This window comes from Bradyrhizobium sp. YCK136 (assembly GCF_044570075.1).
Classification (GTDB): domain Bacteria; phylum Pseudomonadota; class Alphaproteobacteria; order Rhizobiales; family Xanthobacteraceae; genus Bradyrhizobium; species Bradyrhizobium diazoefficiens.
The window spans coordinates 5,324,769-5,340,690 of the sequence record NZ_CP172424.1 but is presented as its reverse complement, the minus strand read 5'-3'; the positions used below and the strand labels follow the sequence as shown (position 1 = coordinate 5,340,690).

Annotated in this window: 15 protein-coding genes and 1 pseudogene; 14 read left to right on the top strand and 2 right to left on the bottom strand. The window is 64.2% G+C overall.

Features of this window, described 5'->3' with window-relative positions:
• Position 1: 1 nt before the first annotated feature.
• The 13 genes and pseudogenes from nuoI to ACFLEY_RS26105 form a co-directional block, all read left to right on the top strand.
• Positions 2-490 carry an NADH-quinone oxidoreductase subunit NuoI gene (gene nuoI / locus ACFLEY_RS26165; protein WP_396604982.1) on the top strand — a complete coding sequence of 163 codons (489 nt, stop codon included), beginning with the start codon at positions 2-4 and terminating at the stop codon, positions 488-490.
• Positions 491-627: 137 nt separating this feature from the next.
• The gene (locus ACFLEY_RS26160) at positions 628-1,266 is read left to right on the top strand and encodes an NADH-quinone oxidoreductase subunit J (protein ID WP_060912423.1); all 639 of its coding nucleotides are present in this window, start codon (positions 628-630) and stop codon (positions 1,264-1,266) included.
• Positions 1,263-1,571 carry an NADH-quinone oxidoreductase subunit NuoK gene (gene nuoK, locus ACFLEY_RS26155; RefSeq protein ID WP_008547737.1) on the top strand — a complete coding sequence of 103 codons (309 nt, stop codon included), beginning with the start codon at positions 1,263-1,265 and terminating at the stop codon, positions 1,569-1,571. Before ACFLEY_RS26160 ends, nuoK begins: the two co-directional genes overlap by 4 nt.
• 8 nt (positions 1,572-1,579) lie before the next feature.
• Positions 1,580-3,652, top strand: coding sequence for an NADH-quinone oxidoreductase subunit L (gene nuoL, locus ACFLEY_RS26150; RefSeq protein WP_060912422.1), 2,073 nt, complete (start codon positions 1,580-1,582; stop codon positions 3,650-3,652).
• The gene (locus ACFLEY_RS26145; protein WP_028171717.1) at positions 3,653-5,161 is read left to right on the top strand and encodes an NADH-quinone oxidoreductase subunit M; all 1,509 of its coding nucleotides are present in this window, start codon (positions 3,653-3,655) and stop codon (positions 5,159-5,161) included.
• Between the two features lie 22 nt (positions 5,162-5,183).
• Entirely contained in the window at positions 5,184-6,620 is a 1,437-nt protein-coding gene (gene nuoN, locus ACFLEY_RS26140; RefSeq protein ID WP_060912421.1) for an NADH-quinone oxidoreductase subunit NuoN, read from the top strand.
• A gap of 1 nt (position 6,621) precedes the next feature.
• On the top strand, positions 6,622-7,428 hold the full coding sequence (locus ACFLEY_RS26135; RefSeq protein WP_011087670.1) for a biotin--[acetyl-CoA-carboxylase] ligase: 807 nt from the start codon (positions 6,622-6,624) through the stop codon (positions 7,426-7,428).
• Positions 7,428-9,098, top strand: coding sequence for a ribonuclease J (locus ACFLEY_RS26130; RefSeq protein ID WP_028171719.1), 1,671 nt, complete (start codon positions 7,428-7,430; stop codon positions 9,096-9,098). Before ACFLEY_RS26135 ends, ACFLEY_RS26130 begins: the two co-directional genes overlap by 1 nt.
• A gap of 66 nt (positions 9,099-9,164) precedes the next feature.
• The gene (mce, locus tag ACFLEY_RS26125) at positions 9,165-9,569 is read left to right on the top strand and encodes a methylmalonyl-CoA epimerase (RefSeq protein ID WP_011087668.1); all 405 of its coding nucleotides are present in this window, start codon (positions 9,165-9,167) and stop codon (positions 9,567-9,569) included.
• Positions 9,570-9,578: 9 nt separating this feature from the next.
• Entirely contained in the window at positions 9,579-9,854 is a 276-nt protein-coding gene (locus ACFLEY_RS26120) for a DUF1467 family protein (RefSeq protein ID WP_011087667.1), read from the top strand.
• A gap of 36 nt (positions 9,855-9,890) precedes the next feature.
• Positions 9,891-10,238, top strand: a complete 348-nt coding sequence (locus ACFLEY_RS26115; RefSeq protein WP_011087666.1) for a hypothetical protein — start codon at positions 9,891-9,893, stop codon at positions 10,236-10,238.
• 33 nt (positions 10,239-10,271) lie between these two features.
• Positions 10,272-11,564, top strand: a complete 1,293-nt coding sequence (mtnK, locus tag ACFLEY_RS26110; RefSeq protein ID WP_060912420.1) for an S-methyl-5-thioribose kinase — start codon at positions 10,272-10,274, stop codon at positions 11,562-11,564.
• 6 nt (positions 11,565-11,570) lie between these two features.
• Positions 11,571-12,845: pseudogene (locus ACFLEY_RS26105) on the top strand (ABC transporter substrate-binding protein); the annotation flags it as partial.
• Between the two features lie 74 nt (positions 12,846-12,919).
• On the opposite strand, the gene istB reads toward ACFLEY_RS26105, so the two are convergent.
• Both istB and istA read right to left on the bottom strand, forming a co-directional pair.
• On the bottom strand, positions 12,920-13,687 hold the full coding sequence (istB, locus tag ACFLEY_RS26100) for an IS21-like element IS1631 family helper ATPase IstB (RefSeq protein ID WP_038952109.1): 768 nt from the start codon (positions 13,685-13,687) through the stop codon (positions 12,920-12,922).
• Positions 13,688-13,691: 4 nt separating this feature from the next.
• Positions 13,692-15,449, bottom strand: a complete 1,758-nt coding sequence (gene istA / locus ACFLEY_RS26095; RefSeq protein WP_100214066.1) for an IS21-like element IS1631 family transposase — start codon at positions 15,447-15,449, stop codon at positions 13,692-13,694.
• 214 nt (positions 15,450-15,663) lie between these two features.
• On the opposite strand from istA, the gene ACFLEY_RS26090 reads away from it, so the two are divergent.
• Positions 15,664-15,918, top strand: coding sequence for a hypothetical protein (locus ACFLEY_RS26090; protein WP_060912417.1), 255 nt, complete (start codon positions 15,664-15,666; stop codon positions 15,916-15,918).
• Positions 15,919-15,922 lie beyond the last annotated feature (4 nt).

Here is a 15,922-nt window from a genome sequence, read left to right as displayed (position 1 = left end):
TATCAACATCAACGCCACTGCACGCTCGCTTCTGCTGTCGGAATTCGTCTCGGCGTTCTTCCTCGCCATGCGTTATTTCTTCCAGCCGAAGCCGACGCTGAACTATCCGTTCGAGAAGGGCCCGATCTCGCCGCGCTTCCGCGGCGAGCACGCGCTGCGCCGCTATCCCAACGGCGAGGAACGCTGCATCGCCTGCAAGCTGTGCGAGGCCGTGTGCCCGGCCCAGGCCATCACCATCGAGGCCGGTCCGCGCCGCAACGACGGCACCCGCCGCACCGTGCGCTACGACATCGACATGGTGAAGTGCATCTATTGCGGCCTCTGCCAGGAGGCCTGTCCGGTCGACGCCATCGTCGAATGTCCGAACTTCGAGTTCGCGACCGAGACCCGCGAGGAACTGTTCTATGACAAGGCCAAGCTGCTCGCCAACGGCGACCGCTGGGAACGCGAGATCGCGAAAGCGATCGAGCTCGATGCGCCGTATCGGTGAGATGAGAGCATGATCCTTCCCGCCACCTCCTCGTCATTCCGGGGCGCGCAAAGCGCGAACCCGGAATCTCGCGCCACAACCTCTAGATTCCGGGTTCGCGGGCTTTGCCCGCGCCCCGGAATGACGGGGAATGTCCAATGATCCTTCCCGCGCTGTTCTTCTATCTCTTCGCCGGCGTCTGCGTCGCCTCGGCGGTGATGGTGATTGTCTCGCGCAATCCCGTGCACTCCGTGCTGTACCTGATCCTGGCCTTCGTCAACGCCTCCGGCCTGTTCGTGCTGATGGGCGCCGAGTTCCTCGGCATGATGCTGATCGTCGTCTATGTCGGCGCGGTCGCGGTGCTGTTCCTGTTCGTGATCATGATGCTCGACGTCGACTTCCTCGAGCTGCGCGAGGGCTTCATCGAGTACCTGCCGGTCGGCCTCGTCATCGGCGGCATCTTCCTGTTCGAGCTGCTGCTCACCGTCGGCTTCTGGGTCATCAACCCCGGCGTCTCCAAGACGATCACGGCGGCGATCCCGACCAACGTGTCCAACACCGAGGCGCTCGGCCTCGTGCTCTATACGAAGTACGTCTACTACTTCCAGCTCGCGGGCATGGTGCTGTTGGTCGCCATGATCGGTGCCATCGTGCTGACGCTGCGCCACAAGGCGAGCGTGAAGCGGCAGGACATCAACGTTCAGAACGCGCGCACGCCCGACATGGCGATGGCGATGCGCAAGGTGGCGCCGGGGCAGGGGCTCTCGGATGCCGATGCGGCGGAGTGGGTGAAATGACGATCGGGCTCGGACACTACCTGGCGGTCGGCGCGATCCTGTTCACGCTCGGGATCCTCGGCATCTTCCTGAACCGCAAGAACATCATCGTCATCCTGATGTCGATCGAGCTGATCCTGCTCTCGGTCAACATCAATCTCGTCGCGTTCTCGACCTTCCTCGGCGATATCGTCGGCCAGGTCTTCGCGCTTCTGGTGCTGACGGTCGCTGCTGCTGAAGCTGCGATCGGTCTCGCCATCCTGGTGGTCTATTTCCGCAACCGCGGCTCAATCGCGGTTGAGGACGTCAATCTGATGAAGGGCTGAGCTCAGTCATGGTTCAGGCAATCGTATTCCTGCCGCTCCTGGGCGCCATCTTGGCCGGCCTGATTGCGCTGTTCGGCGCTCATGCCCGCAACCCCTCAGGCGACGAGGTCGAGCATCACGGCGACCACGGTCACGGCGATGCGCATGCGTCCGCGGCCCATGACGACCATGGCCACGACGATCACGCTCACGATGACCACGGACCGGTCGAGCCTGCAGCGGCGGGCTCGCGCGCGGCGGAGCTGATCACGACGGGACTGCTGTTCGTGTCGGCGGCGCTGTCCTGGATGACGCTGGTCGATGTCGGCTTCATGCACCACGACATGCGGATCCCGCTGTTGCCGTGGATCCTCTCCGGCGACCTCCAGGTCTACTGGACGCTGCGGGTCGACACGCTCACCGCCGTGATGCTGGTGGTGGTGACGACCGTGTCCTCGCTCGTGCACCTCTATTCCATCGGCTATATGGACGAGGATCCGTACCGGCCGCGCTTCTTCGGCTATCTCTCGCTGTTCACCTTCGCCATGCTGATGCTGGTGACGGCGGACAACCTCGTGCAGCTGTTCTTCGGCTGGGAGGGCGTGGGTCTCGCCAGCTACCTGCTGATCGGGTTCTGGTACCAGAAGCCGTCGGCGAACGCCGCCGCCATCAAGGCCTTCGTGGTCAACCGCGTCGGCGACTTCGGCTTCGCACTCGGCATCTTCGCGATCTTCATGCTGGTCGGCTCGACCGATTTCGAGACGATCTTCCACGCCGCGCCCGGCCTCACCGGCAAGACCATCAACTTCCTCGGCTGGCACGCCGATGCGCTGACCCTGACGTGCCTCCTGCTGTTCATGGGCGCGATGGGCAAGTCGGCGCAGTTCCTGCTGCACACCTGGTTGCCGGACGCGATGGAAGGCCCGACCCCGGTCTCCGCGCTGATCCACGCCGCGACTATGGTCACCGCCGGCGTGTTCATGGTGGCACGCCTGTCGCCGCTGTTCGAGCTCGCCCCGAACGCGCAGGCCGTCGTGATGTTCTTCGGCGCCACCACGGCGTTCTTCGCCGCGACCATCGGCCTCGTCCAGAACGACATCAAGCGCATCGTTGCCTACTCGACCTGTTCGCAGCTCGGCTACATGTTCGTGGCGATGGGAGCAGGGGCCTATTCGGTCGGCATGTTCCACCTGTTCACGCACGCCTTCTTCAAGGCACTGCTGTTCTTGGGCTCCGGCTCGGTGATCTACGCGATGCACCACGAGCAGGACATCCGCAATATGGGCGGCCTCTGGAAGAAGATCCCCTACACCTACGCGGTGATGGTGGTCGGCACGCTGGCCCTGACCGGCTTCCCGCTCACTGCCGGCTACTTCTCCAAGGATGCGATCATCGAATCGGCCTACGCCTCGCACAATCCGTTCGCGATCTACGGCTTCCTGATGACGGTCGTCGCCGCCGGCCTGACCTCGTTCTACTCCTGGCGCCTGATCTTCAAGACCTTCCATGGCGAGCCGCATGACGAGCATCACTATGAAGCCGCGCATGAGGCCCCGCTCTGGATCCTGATCCCGATCGGCGTGCTCGCGGTCGGCTCGATCGTCGCGGGCTTCCCGTTCAAGGAGCTGTTCGCCGGTCACGGCGTCGAGGAGTTCTTCCGCGAGTCCGTGAAGATGAACCCGCACATCATCGAGGAGATGCACCACATCCCCGAGACCATCGCCTTGCTGCCGACGGTGATGATGGTGCTGGGCTTCCTGGTCTCGTACCTGTTCTACATCCGCCGGCCGTATCTGCCGGTCGAGCTCGCGAACACGCAGCCGATGCTGTACCAGTTTCTGCTCAACAAATGGTACTTCGACGAGCTGTACGAGGTCATCTTCGTCCGTCCGGCGAAGTGGATCGGCTACCAGCTCTGGAAGAAGGGCGACGGCTTCATCATCGACGGCCTCGGTCCCGACGGCGTCTCGGCCCGCGTGCTGGACGTCACCCGCAACGTCGTGAAGATCCAGACCGGCTATCTCTATCACTATGCATTTGCCATGCTGATCGGCGTCGCCGGCCTGATCACTTGGTTCATGTTCGGCTTTGGAGGCCAGTAAATGACGACCTGGCCCATTCTATCGGTCACCACGTTCCTGCCGCTGGTCGGCGCGCTGATCGTCTATCTCACCCGCGGCGACGACGAGGCGGCGCGGCGCAACTCGCGCTGGATCGCCCTGTGGACCACGCTGATCACCTTCGCTGTGTCGGTGATCCTGGTCATGCGCTTCGATCCTTCGAATGCGGACTTCCAGTTCGTCGAGAAGGCGAACTGGCTCGCCACCGGCATCACCTACCACATGGGCGTGGACGGCATTTCGCTGCCCTTCGTGATCCTGACCACCGCGTTGATGCCGATCTGCATCATCGCGAGCTGGAAATCGGTCACGAGCCGCGTGCGTGAATACATGATGGCGTTCCTGATCCTGGAAACGTTTTTGGTCGGCACCTTCGCCGCGCTCGATCTCGTGCTGTTCTACCTGTTCTTCGAAGGCGGCCTGATCCCGATGTTCCTGATCATCGGCATCTGGGGCGGCCCGCGCCGGGTCTACGCGTCGTTCAAGTTCTTCCTCTACACGCTGCTCGGCTCGGTCCTGATGCTGCTCGCCATCATGGCGCTGTACTGGAACGGCGCCACCACCGACATCCCGACCCTGATGCACACAGCCGTGCCGCGGTCGCTGCAGACCTGGGCGTGGCTCGCCTTCTTCGCATCCTTCGCGGTGAAGATGCCGATGTGGCCGGTGCACACGTGGTTGCCCGATGCGCATGTCGAGGCGCCGACCGCCGGCTCGGTGGTCCTGGCCGCGATCCTCTTGAAGTTGGGCGGCTACGGCTTCCTGCGATTCTCGCTGCCGATGTTCCCCCTCGCGTCGCACGACTTCGCGCCGCTGATCTTCACGCTCTCGGTCATCGCCATCATATACACCTCGCTGGTGGCGCTGATGCAGGAGGACATGAAGAAGCTGATCGCGTACTCTTCAGTGGCGCATATGGGCTTCGTCACCATGGGCATCTTCGCCGGCACCTTGCAGGGCGTCGCCGGTGGCGTGTTCCAGATGATCTCGCACGGCATCGTCTCCGGCGCGCTGTTCCTCTGCGTCGGCATCGTCTACGACCGCATGCACACCCGCGAGATCGCGGCCTATGGCGGCCTCGTCAACCGGATGCCGCTCTACGCGCTGACCTTCATGGTCTTCACCATGGCCAATGTCGGTCTGCCCGGCACGTCCGGCTTCGTCGGCGAGTTCATGACGCTGCTCGGCACCTTCAAGACCTCAATCCCGACCGCGTTCTTCGCTTCGACCGGCGTGATCCTGTCGGCGTGCTACGCGCTCTGGCTCTACCGCAAGGTCGTGTTCGGGACGCTGGTCAAGCCGTCGCTGATGACGATCAAGGATCTCACCTTCCGGGAGTGCCTGACGCTGTTCCCGCTGATCGCGCTGACGATCCTGTTCGGCGTCTATCCGAAGCCGGTGCTCGACATGTCGGAGGCCTCGGTCCAGCAACTCGTCAACAATTACAACACCGCTGTGACGGCCGTGAAGGCCGCCGCACTGCTCCATTGATCGGGCAGGTCAGGATATCGCCATGAGCTTTGAGACTGCAGGTTATCAACTGGCGCCGGTGCTGCCCGAGCTCGTGCTCGCGGTCGGCGCCATGGCGCTTCTGATGCTCGGCGCGTATCGCGGGCAGGAGACCACCAAGACGGTCACGACGTTGGCGATCCTGCTCCTGATCGTGGTCGGCGTGCTCGAATACATGCTGCCCTCGGGCAAGCAGGTGACCTTCGGCGGCAGCTTCATCGTCGACGACTTCGCCCGCTTCATGAAGATCCTGGCCCTGATCGGCTCGGCGGTGACGCTGGTGCTGTCGACCGAGTTCCTGTCCGACCCGTCGCGCCGCATCTTCGAATACGCCATCCTGGTGCTGCTCTCGACCCTCGGCATGATGGTGCTGATCTCGGCCGGCGATCTGATCTCGCTCTATCTCGGCCTCGAATTGATGTCGCTGGCGCTCTACGTCGTGGCGAGCTCGAACCGCGACAACGCCAAGTCGACCGAAGCCGGCCTGAAGTACTTCGTGCTCGGCGCGCTGTCCTCGGGCATGCTGCTCTACGGCTCCTCGCTGGTCTATGGCTTCACCGGCACGGTCAGCTTCACCGGCATCGCGGCAACCGCGACGACCGCGAATGTCGGCCTCGTCTTCGGTCTCGTCTTCCTGCTCGCCGGGCTCTGCTTCAAGGTCTCGGCCGTGCCGTTCCACATGTGGACGCCCGACGTCTACGAGGGCGCCCCGACGCCGGTCACCGCCTTCTTCGCCTCGGCGCCGAAGGTGGCCGCGCTCGCCGTCTTCACCCGTGTCACGCTCACCGCTTTCCCGGGCATCGTCTCGCAGTGGCAGCAGATCCTGGTGTTCGTGGCGATCGCCTCGATGGCGCTCGGCTCCTTCGCCGCGATCGGTCAGAGCAACATCAAGCGCCTGATGGCCTATTCCTCGATCGGCCACATGGGCTTTGCGCTGGTCGGCCTTGCCTCCGGCACCGTCGAGGGTGCGCAGGGCGTCCTGATGTACATCGTGATCTATGTCGCGATGACGCTCGGCTCGTTCTCGATCATCCTCGCCATGAAGCGCAACGGCCAGGCCGTGGAGCAGATCAGCGATTTCGCCGGTCTCTCGCGTACCAATCCGCTGCTCGCCTTCATGTTCGCGATGCTGCTGTTCTCGCTCGCCGGCATTCCGCCGCTCGCCGGCTTCTTCGCCAAATGGTACGTCTTCGTCGCGGCCATCAAGGCGAACCTGTTCACGCTCGCCGTGATCGGCGTGCTCTCCAGCGTGGTGGGCGCCTACTACTATCTCGCCATCGTCAAGACGATGTATTTCGACGAGCCGGCCGGCCAGGTCGACCCGGTGCGCGTCGAGGTGAAGACGGTGCTGGCGGTCGCGGGCCTGTTCAACATCCTGTTCGCGCTGTTCGCGGGCCCGGTGGTGAGCGTCGCCTCCGCCGCCGCAAAGTCGCTGTTCTAGGATGGGGTTCGCGCTCGGTCCTCGCGCACTCTCGGCGGGCTACAAGCTCGCGGCTTTCGAGCGGACCGGCTCGACCAATACCGAAGCGATCGAGCACGCCAGGGGCGGCGAACCCGGCCCGATGTGGTTCGTCACATCGGAGCAGACCGCCGGCCGCGGCCGGCGCCAGCGCGCCTGGATCGCGCCGCGCGGCAATCTTGCCGCCAGCATCCTCGAAGTCATGACTGTTCCGCCAGCCGTCGCGGCCACGCTCGGCTTTGCGGCTGGGCTCGCGGAGGAGGCGGCCCTCGAGAAGGTGAGCCTGGAGGCCGCGCTGCGCCTCGGCGAGGGCCGTCCCCGCTACGCCCTAAAATGGCCGAACGACGTGCTTGCCGACGGCAAGAAGCTCGTCGGGATCGGGCTCGAGGCCGAAGTCATCGGAGACCGCCTCGCCGTCGTCGTCGGCATCGGCACCAACGTCGTCGCCGCGCCGGAGGGCACGCCGACGCCCGCGGTGTCGCTGGCCGCGCTTGGCGTCCAGATCAGCGCGGAGGAGCTGTTTTCCGCTCTGTCTGATGCCTGGGTCGAGTTCCGCGGCATCTGGGACAATGGCCGCGGCTTTGCCGAGATCCGCAGGCTCTGGTTGGAGCGGGCCGCAGGTCTCGGCGAAAGGGTTGCGATCAACACGGGAACGACGACGCTCGAAGGCATTTTCGACACGATCGACGACGCCGGTTGCCTGATCGTCCGCACTGCTGACGGCCGACGCCTGCCGGTGGCGGCCGGCGAGGTGTTCTTCGGCTCGGCCGCCTCAGTGGGAGCTGCGTGATGGCGAAGCCTGACGAACTGGTCTTTGCGCCGCTCGGCGGCGTCGGCGAGATCGGCATGAACCTGTCGATCTACGGCCTCGGCAACCGCCAGCAGCGCGCCTGGCTCGCGGTCGATCTCGGTGTCTCCTTCGGCGACGAGGAGCATCTGCCGGGCATCGACCTGATCATGCCCGACATCAGCTTCCTGGAGAAGGAACGCAAAAACCTGATGGGCCTGGTGCTGACCCACGCCCATGAGGACCATTTCGGCGCCATCATCGACCTCTGGCCGAAGCTGAAATGCCCGATCTATGCGACCCAGTTCAGCGCCGCGCTGTTCGAGGCCAAATGTGCCGCCGAGCGCAACGCGCCGAAGATCCCGGTGACGGTGGTGCCGTCGGGAGGGCGCGTCGATATCGGCCCGTTCAACGTCGAGTTCATCCCGGTCGCGCATTCGATACCGGAGTCGCACGCGCTGGCCATCCATACCGAAGCCGGCATCGTGCTGCACACCGGCGACTGGAAGATCGACCCGACCCCGATCATCGGCCGCCCGACCGACGAAAAGCGGCTGCGCGAACTGGGCGACGAGGGCGTGCTCGCCCTGATCGGCGATTCCACCAACGCGGTGCGCGACGGCCGCTCGCCTTCCGAAGCCGAGGTTGCCAGGACCATCGCCGGGCTGGTCAAGGCCGCCAAGGGCAGGGTTGCCGTGACGACCTTCGCCTCCAACGTCGCGCGCATCAAGGCGGTGGCGGATGCGGCGCGGGCCGCCGATCGCGAGGTCGTCGTGGTCGGACGCGCCATGGACCGCGTGTCGCAGGTCGCGCGCGAGACCGGCTATCTCGACGGGGTCCAGAACTTCCGCTCGATCGACGTCTACGGCCATCTGCCGCAGGACAAGGTGCTGGCGCTCTGCACCGGTAGCCAGGGCGAGGCCCGCGCGGCGCTGGCGCGCATCGCCAATGACGACCATCCGGAGATCACGCTCAACCGCGGCGACTGCGTGATCTTCTCCTCGCGCACCATTCCCGGCAACGAGAAGGCGGTCGGGTCGATCATCAACAACCTGGTGCTCCAGGGCGTCGAGGTCATCACCGATCGCGACGCCCTGGTCCACGTCTCCGGCCATCCCCGCCGCGACGAGCTACGCGATATGATCGCCTGGGTGCGCCCGCAACTCCTGATCCCCGTCCATGGCGAGGCCCTGCACCTGCACGAGCACGCCAAGCTCGCGCGCGCCGCCGGCGTGCCGCGCGTCCTGGTCTGCCGCAACGGCGACCTCGTCAAGCTCGGCCCCGGCGATCCCGGCATCGTCGGCGAGGTGCCCTCGGGCCGTCTCTACAAGGACGGCACGATCCTGGAGGATTCCAAGTCCCGCGCGGTGGTCGAGCGCCGCCGCATGGCCTTTTCCGGCTGCGCTTTCGTCGCCATCGCTATGACCGCGCAGGGCGAGCTTGTCGACGAACCCGAGGTCGATCTCGTCGGCGTTCCCGAGAAGAACAGGGCGGGCGAGGCCTTTGACGACCTGGTCTTCGAGGCCGTGATGTCCACGATCGAGGGGCTGCCGAAAGCGCGCCGCCGCGATCCGGACGCGCTCGCCGAGTCGGTGCGACGCGCGGTCCGGGCCGTGATCAACGAACATTGGGGCAAAAAGCCCGCCTGTCTGGTACATGTGCTGACAGTCTGATTGAGGCATGGTCTTTTCGGAAAGGCGCTTCACGCTTTTCCGGATCGTGCTCTGAGGGAGAGAAACATGCTGGGTCGGCTCAACCATGTCGCGATCGCGACCAAGGATGCCGTCAAGGCTGCAAAAATCTACGGCGCCGCGTTCGGGGCGCAGATCTCGGAGGCGGTCGCGCTGCCCGAGCATGGCGTCACCACCGTGTTCGCGACGCTGCCCAACACCAAGATCGAGTTCATCGAGCCGCTCGGCGAAGCTTCTCCGATCGCAAAGTTCCTGGAGCGCAACGCGGACGGCGGCATCCACCATGTCTGCTACGAGGTCGTGGACATCATCGCCTCGCGCGACACCTTGGTGAAGGAGGGCGCCCGGGTGCTCGGCGACGGCGTGCCGAAGATCGGCGCCCACGGCAAGCCGGTGCTGTTCCTGCACCCGAAGGACTTTTCCGGCGCGCTGGTCGAAATCGAGCAGGCGTAAGGCCGTCCCATGGCCATCCAGATATCGACCGCGATCGCGATCTACTTCGTCATCTGGTGGGTCGCGCTGTTCCTGACGCTGCCGTTCGGCGTGCGCAGCCAGCACGAGGACGGCGTGGGCGCGCCCGGCACCGATCCCGGCGCGCCGATCCTGACGCGGATGGGACGCAAGCTGATCTGGACCACGATCATCTCGGCGATCATCTACGGCGCGGGCCTTGCCGCCTATCACGCCGGCTATCTCTCGATCGAACGCCTGTCGAAATTGATGGGCATGCCGTTCTAGACGTTCTTTGCTGACGATATTGTTTTGGGGGAACGAATGACTTTTCAGAGGATCGTCGTCGCGCTTCTGGTGCTGATCGTCGCCGGTCTTGGTGCCATCGGCTATTTCGAGTGGAAGATGGCCGTCCAGGTGCGAACGCTGAAGGCGTTCGTCGAGGGCTATGTCTTCAACGAGGCCGTGATGGCCTGCGAGCAGGCCAAGAGCTCGACGCCGTTCAAGTGGAACGGCGGCAAGAGCACCTCGGTAATCGGGCTGAACTCGGTCAAGCTGGACAAATACAACGTCAGCGCCAGCTACACGCTGGTGGCGGACGGCGTCTATTGCGATTACGATCCGATCAAGAGAAAGGCCGGGATCGGCTCGAGCTTCCTGGAGCGGGAGTAACGATCCGGCCCATATTTATGGGGTAGGATCGTCATGACCGGGGACCGGGCAGGGGACTATCGGATTCTGCATGAGGCGGCGCTGCGGGACTATCTCGCGGGCCTTCCGGACCTCAAGGCGCTGCTCGGCGGCGATCCCGCATCCTGGGAGATCACCGAGGTCGGTGACGGCAATCTCAATCTCGTCTTCATCGTCAAGGGCGACCGCGGCGGCGTCGCCGTGAAGCAGGCGCTGCCCTATGTCCGTCTCGTCGGCGAGAGCTGGCCGCTGCCGCTGTCGCGGGCCCATTACGAATATCTCGCTTTGTCGCGGCAGGCCGAGCTCGCGCCCGGCCTCGTGCCGGCGCTGCTGCATCACAACGAGAAGCTGGCGCTGACGGTGATGGAGCTGCTCGAGCCCCACATCATCATGCGCAAGGGGCTGGTCGCGGCGACGCAATACCCGCGCTTCGCGGGCGACATCACCACCTTCATGGCGCGCACGCTGTTCTTCACCTCAGACCTCGCGCTGTCCGCGGCCGAGAAGAAAGAGGGCATCGCCGCGTTCGCCGGCAACCATGCGCTGTGCAAGATCACCGAGGACCTGATCTTCACCGATCCCTACCGCATCGCCGAGCAGAACCGCTGGACCGCGCCTTACCTCGACGGCCTGGCCGCCTCGTTGCGCGACGACATGGACCTGCATGTCGCGATCTCCCGGCTGAAGCTGAAGTTCATGGCAAGCCCGGAGGCGCTGCTCCACGGTGATCTCCACACCGGCTCGATCATGGTCACGGGCAGCCAGACGCGGGTGATCGACCCGGAATTCGCATTCTACGGCCCGATGGGGTTCGACGTCGGCGCCGTGCTCGCCAATCTGCTGATGGCCTATTTCGCCTCCGCCGGTCACGAGCGCGCGCCGGGCGAGCGGGCCGCGTTCGAGGGCTGGGTGCTGGAGACGGTCGAGCGGGTCTGGACCGAATTCGCCGGCAAATTCCTCGACCTCTGGCGCGCCAGTGCTTCGGGCGATGCCTATCCGGTCTCGCTCTTCGCCGGCGAGAAGGGCGCCGCGCGCCTGGAGGCGGAGCGGCAGGCCTACATGCAGCGGCTGTTCGCAGACACGATTGGCTTCGCCGCGGCCAAGACCATTCGCCGCATCTTCGGCCTCGCCCACAACATCGATTTCGAGCTGATCGAAGACCCGAAGAAGCGGGCGATCAGCGAGGCCCGCGCGGTGCGGCTGGCGAGGGCGATGATTGTGGAGACGGGGGCGTTTCGGACGATCGCTGACGTGACAGGCGCCGCGCGAAAGCTGCGCGACTGGATGCCGGAGTTTGCGAACGGCTAGAGGCCGATGCGCTTCAATAAAGCCGCATCGGCAGCAGGACGCCGTCTGTGCCGGCCAGCAGTGGCGATCGTCGCTGGGTTGGGACTGGCGCTCGCCGGATCGGTGGAGGCTCAGACTCCGCGCAAGGGCGGAACCATCCGGATGACGGCGCCCTACGGTTCCAGCTTCACCAGCCTGGACATTCACACCACGCAGCGCGCCCAGGACGAGATCTACGCCAAGGCGCTGCATCGGTCGCTCTACATCTGGAATTCCGCGGAAGGAAAACCCGTCCTGGAACTTGCCAAGGAGGACGTGGTCTCGGGCGGAGGCCTCGTTCACACCTTCAAGCTGCGTGACGACGCCTATTTCCACAATGGCCGCAAGATGACGGCCGACGACGTCATCTGGTCCTACAACCGCATCATGGACGGCGCCAAGGCCTATCCCGGCGCGCGCTTTGTCCGCGTGATCGAGGGCGCCGCCGCGGTCGAGAAGGGCCAGGCCAAGGAAATCTCCGGCCTGAAGAAGATCGACGACTTCACCCTCGAGATGAAGCTGACCGAGAAGGTCGATCCGGGCTTCTACTTCTTCACCGCGCTGACCTCGATCTATCCCGCCGACGAGGCCGCGAAGGATAGCTTCATCCAGAAGCCGATCGGTCTTGGACCGTTCAAGTTCGTCGAGCACGTGCCGGGATCGCGCATCGTGCTGGAGCGGTGGGACCGCTTCTACAAATCCGGCAAGCCCTACGCCGACAAGGTCATCGTTTCGGTCATGGGCGAGGCCGCGGCGCGCGATGTCGCCTTCCGCAACAAGGAGATCGACACCTCGGTGCTGGGACCTGCGCAGTATGTCGCCTACCAGTCCGACGCCGACCTCAAGGGCACCATCGTCGAGGTCGCCGAGGTCTTCACGCGCTACATGGGGATGAACACCGCGTTCAAGCCGTTCGCCGACAAGCGCGTCAGGCAGGCGATCAACTATGCGATCGACACCGACCTGATCATCAACAAGCTGGTCAAGAACAAGGCCTATCGCGCCACCAGCTGGCTGCCGCTGACCTCGCCGCTCTACGACAAGACCATGAAGCCCTACGCCTTCGATCCGGCCAAGGCCAAGCAGCTGCTGACTGAGGCCGGCTATCCCTCTGGCTTCGAGTTCGAATGGACCACCAGCCAGAACGAGAGCTGGGGTTTGCCGATCGTCACGGCCGTCATCCCGATGCTGGACAAGGTGGGCATCAAGGCGAAGGTCAAGCAGGTCGAGACGGCGGTGCTGGCGGAGGTGGTTCGCAGCGGCCCCGCGGGTCACTTCAAATTCCTCCGGGTGTGGTCAGTCAAATTCCTCCACCCGCGAGGCAGGACAAGGGACTGTTAGTTTGAGTTTGTTTCCCGGGCAAGAGCTTCAGCGGCTTCTTTGAGCCGATAGCTGCGTCCGTCGAACTCAAGCAGATGGCAATGATGCATAAGGCGATCGAGGATCGTCGTGCTCATAGTGTTGTCCCCAAGGTATGCCCCCCAATCCTGCACGACGCGATTGGAGGTGACGATGACGCTGCGGCGCAGTTTGTAACGCTGATGGATCAGGGTCTGCAGCAAAGTGCCGGCGTCGTCGGGGATGGCGCGTGCGAGGAATAGATCGTCCAGCACGAGGAGATCGCAGTCGATGATGGTTCGCAGCCGGACCTCGCGTTGTGCCGGAGAGTTCAGGGCGTAGCGGTGAAAGAAGTCGTCGGTCTCAAGATACTGGACCTTGTGGCTTTGCAGGATCGCCTGATAGGCAATCGCCTTGGCGATGTGCGACTTCCCGGTGCCAGGTTTGCCAACAAGCAGAGCGTTCTCGCCAGCGGCAATGAACGCCAGGGTGTGGAGCTGGAAGCAGGTCTGACGTGGCAGTTTGGGATTGAAGGACCAGTCGAACTCGGCGAGCGTCAGCTTTTCGTCGAGCCCGGATTGCTGGTATCGCCGCTCGATAAGACGGGACTGACGACGGTCCAGTTCATCCTGCAGGATAAGGGAGAAGGTCTCGAGGAAGGGCTGGTTGGCGCCCTGCGCCTGGAGCACGCGCGTCTGCAGCGTGTCGCGGACACCCGACAGGCGCAGCTGTCGTAGGCAACGCTCAATTTCCGGCATGGTCATCATGTGGCTAGGTCTCCAGTTTAAGGTGAGAAGGTGCAGCGGGAGCGCTCGTGGCGCCGGAGTTGGCCGGGGTTGCGCAGGCGACACGAGCGCGGATTGCCGTGGCGTGATCGTCGTGAGCCTCGGCCTGCCGACCATTGTCGTCGGCGTCGCGCCGCACAGCGCGGCTGAAGAGGTCGCCGTATTCCGCGGGGGTACGGATCAGCGGATGATCCTGGGTGAGCGGCGATGCCGGCTGTGGCGTCACTCCAACCTGCTCGATCGCCTGTTCGAACAACCGCTCGACGGTCGCACGCACGTGCTTGTAGCGGTAGATGCGGTTGTCGATGGCGTGCGCGCAGGCCTGCTCGACCAGCCGCGCCGGATACTTCCGGCCCAGCCCGACAATGCCCCACATCGCGCGCTGTCCGGGGCGCCCTTCGGTGTCGAACACCTGCTGGCACAAGGCCCTGGTCTGCGGTCCGATGCGCTCGGCGCTCGCCAGCAGCACGGCGGTTTGCCGCGACGGGTTGAACGGCCGTTCGCTGGTCGGCAGGACGACAGAACCGGGGTGCGCCATCCGGGAATGAACACGCAGCAGCGCACGGGTGTGGCGATCACGGATCTCGATCGTGGTGGTGTAGATGCGCACGACGACCTGGCTGCCGATCGGCGCGGGCCGCGCGGCGTAATAGCTGTTGTCGACGCGTACGGTGGTGTCGTCGCAGACAGTCCGGACGACTTCGGTGAAGATGCGGAAGGGAGCGACAGGCAGCGGCCGCAGGTGCGGCTTCTCTTCCTGGAACATCGCCTCGACCTGACGGCGCGTGCTGCCGTGGATGCGTTTGGAAGCCCAGTTCTCCTCCCAGTGCCTCAAGAACTCGTTTTGCGCCTCCAGCGTCTCGAAGCGCCGTCCGGCCAGCGCAGTGCCCTGGGTATGTTGAATCGCATTCTCGACGCATCCTTTCCGATTTGGATCGGCCACGCGCGCGGGATCGGCGACCACGGCGTAATGAGCCAGCATCGCGCTGTAAATCGGGTTGAGCTGGGGCTCGTACAAATCCGGCTTGAGGACGCCTTCCTTCAGGTTGTCGAGCACGACATAGCTGGGGACCCCGCCAAAATACCGGAACGCCTCTTCGTGGAGCTGCGCCCAGACTTGTTGGCTGGACTTCCAGACTACCCGCCGGAAGCTGCGCCGCGAGTAGCGTAGCGTCATCACGAACAGGCGGGGACGACGGTACCGCCCGCTCTTCGGATCAACCGTCGGCGCGCCCTCGCCATAGTCGACCTGAGCTTCCTCGCCGGGGAGGAACTCAAGACGATCAAACTGCTCAGGATCAGCGTGCCGCAACCGGCGCACAAACCGCTTGACACTCTGGTAGCTGGACGGAAAGCCAAATTGATCAACCAGGTCCTGGTAAATCGCCTGCGCGTTCCGCTTCAGCCGGACCTGTTCTTCGATCCACGTCCGATGCGCTTCGCAAGCCGAACGGGCCAGGCTGCTGGTGACCGTCGCTTCCGATGTCCCAAAAGCCGGTGGTCGGGGTGGAGGAATTTGGCCGTCCGCGCTCACCGAGCCGGTGGTCACTTCCCCGGGGGAATTTGCCTCCGCACCGGCCCGCAGCGCCTGATAACGCCGGATCGTCTTGCGATCGACACCCGTCAGCCGGTGAATCTCGCGCTGGCTGGTGTTGCGATCAAGTAATGTAAGTACGGTGCTTTGCAGATGTCGCTTCAAGACGTTCAACTCCCCGGCCCCTTGCTGGCTAAAGGGGTCGAACATAAACGTCCTGCCTGACCGGCTACTGCTGTTCAGCGGCGCTGACGGCGATCATCAGGTGGGGGAGTTTCAAGTGACCATACCCGGGGGATTTTGACCGACCCACGGGGTCAGCGGCGACTACCAGGCCTTCATCTATTCCCAGCAGACCGGCCCGGATCCCCAGGCCGCGCTGAAATGCTTCCACTCGTCGACGCCGCAATCGGCGTGCAACTACATGAACTTCAAGAACGCCGATTTCGACAAGTTGATCGACGAGGCCGGGCAGACCGACGACGCCGCAAAGCGCGGCCAGCTGCTGCAAAAGGCCAATGCGCTGCTCTACGAAGAGGCGCCGGTCTGGTTCTTCAACTACAACAAGGCGGTCATGGCGGTGCAGCCGTGGCTCAAGGGGGTTCAGCTGAATGCGACGGAGCTGACCCATCAGAACGTCGAAGACCTCTGGGTCGACGAGACCTCGCCCGCGAAGTGACACG

Coding starts and splice junctions, on each gene's coding strand:
- ACFLEY_RS26160 (WP_060912423.1), top strand. CDS start 628: ATGATCCTTCCCGCGCTGTTCTTCTATCTCTTCGCCGGCGTCTGCGTC.
- nuoK (WP_008547737.1), top strand. CDS start 1,263: ATGACGATCGGGCTCGGACACTACCTGGCGGTCGGCGCGATCCTGTTC.
- nuoL (WP_060912422.1), top strand. CDS start 1,580: ATGGTTCAGGCAATCGTATTCCTGCCGCTCCTGGGCGCCATCTTGGCC.
- ACFLEY_RS26145 (WP_028171717.1), top strand. CDS start 3,653: ATGACGACCTGGCCCATTCTATCGGTCACCACGTTCCTGCCGCTGGTC.
- nuoN (WP_060912421.1), top strand. CDS start 5,184: ATGAGCTTTGAGACTGCAGGTTATCAACTGGCGCCGGTGCTGCCCGAG.
- ACFLEY_RS26135 (WP_011087670.1), top strand. CDS start 6,622: ATGGGGTTCGCGCTCGGTCCTCGCGCACTCTCGGCGGGCTACAAGCTC.
- ACFLEY_RS26130 (WP_028171719.1), top strand. CDS start 7,428: ATGGCGAAGCCTGACGAACTGGTCTTTGCGCCGCTCGGCGGCGTCGGC.
- mce (WP_011087668.1), top strand. CDS start 9,165: ATGCTGGGTCGGCTCAACCATGTCGCGATCGCGACCAAGGATGCCGTC.
- ACFLEY_RS26120 (WP_011087667.1), top strand. CDS start 9,579: ATGGCCATCCAGATATCGACCGCGATCGCGATCTACTTCGTCATCTGG.
- ACFLEY_RS26115 (WP_011087666.1), top strand. CDS start 9,891: ATGACTTTTCAGAGGATCGTCGTCGCGCTTCTGGTGCTGATCGTCGCC.
- mtnK (WP_060912420.1), top strand. CDS start 10,272: ATGACCGGGGACCGGGCAGGGGACTATCGGATTCTGCATGAGGCGGCG.
- istB (WP_038952109.1), bottom strand. CDS start 13,687: ATGATGACCATGCCGGAAATTGAGCGTTGCCTACGACAGCTGCGCCTG.
- istA (WP_100214066.1), bottom strand. CDS start 15,449: ATGTTCGACCCCTTTAGCCAGCAAGGGGCCGGGGAGTTGAACGTCTTG.
- ACFLEY_RS26090 (WP_060912417.1), top strand. CDS start 15,664: ATGAACTTCAAGAACGCCGATTTCGACAAGTTGATCGACGAGGCCGGG.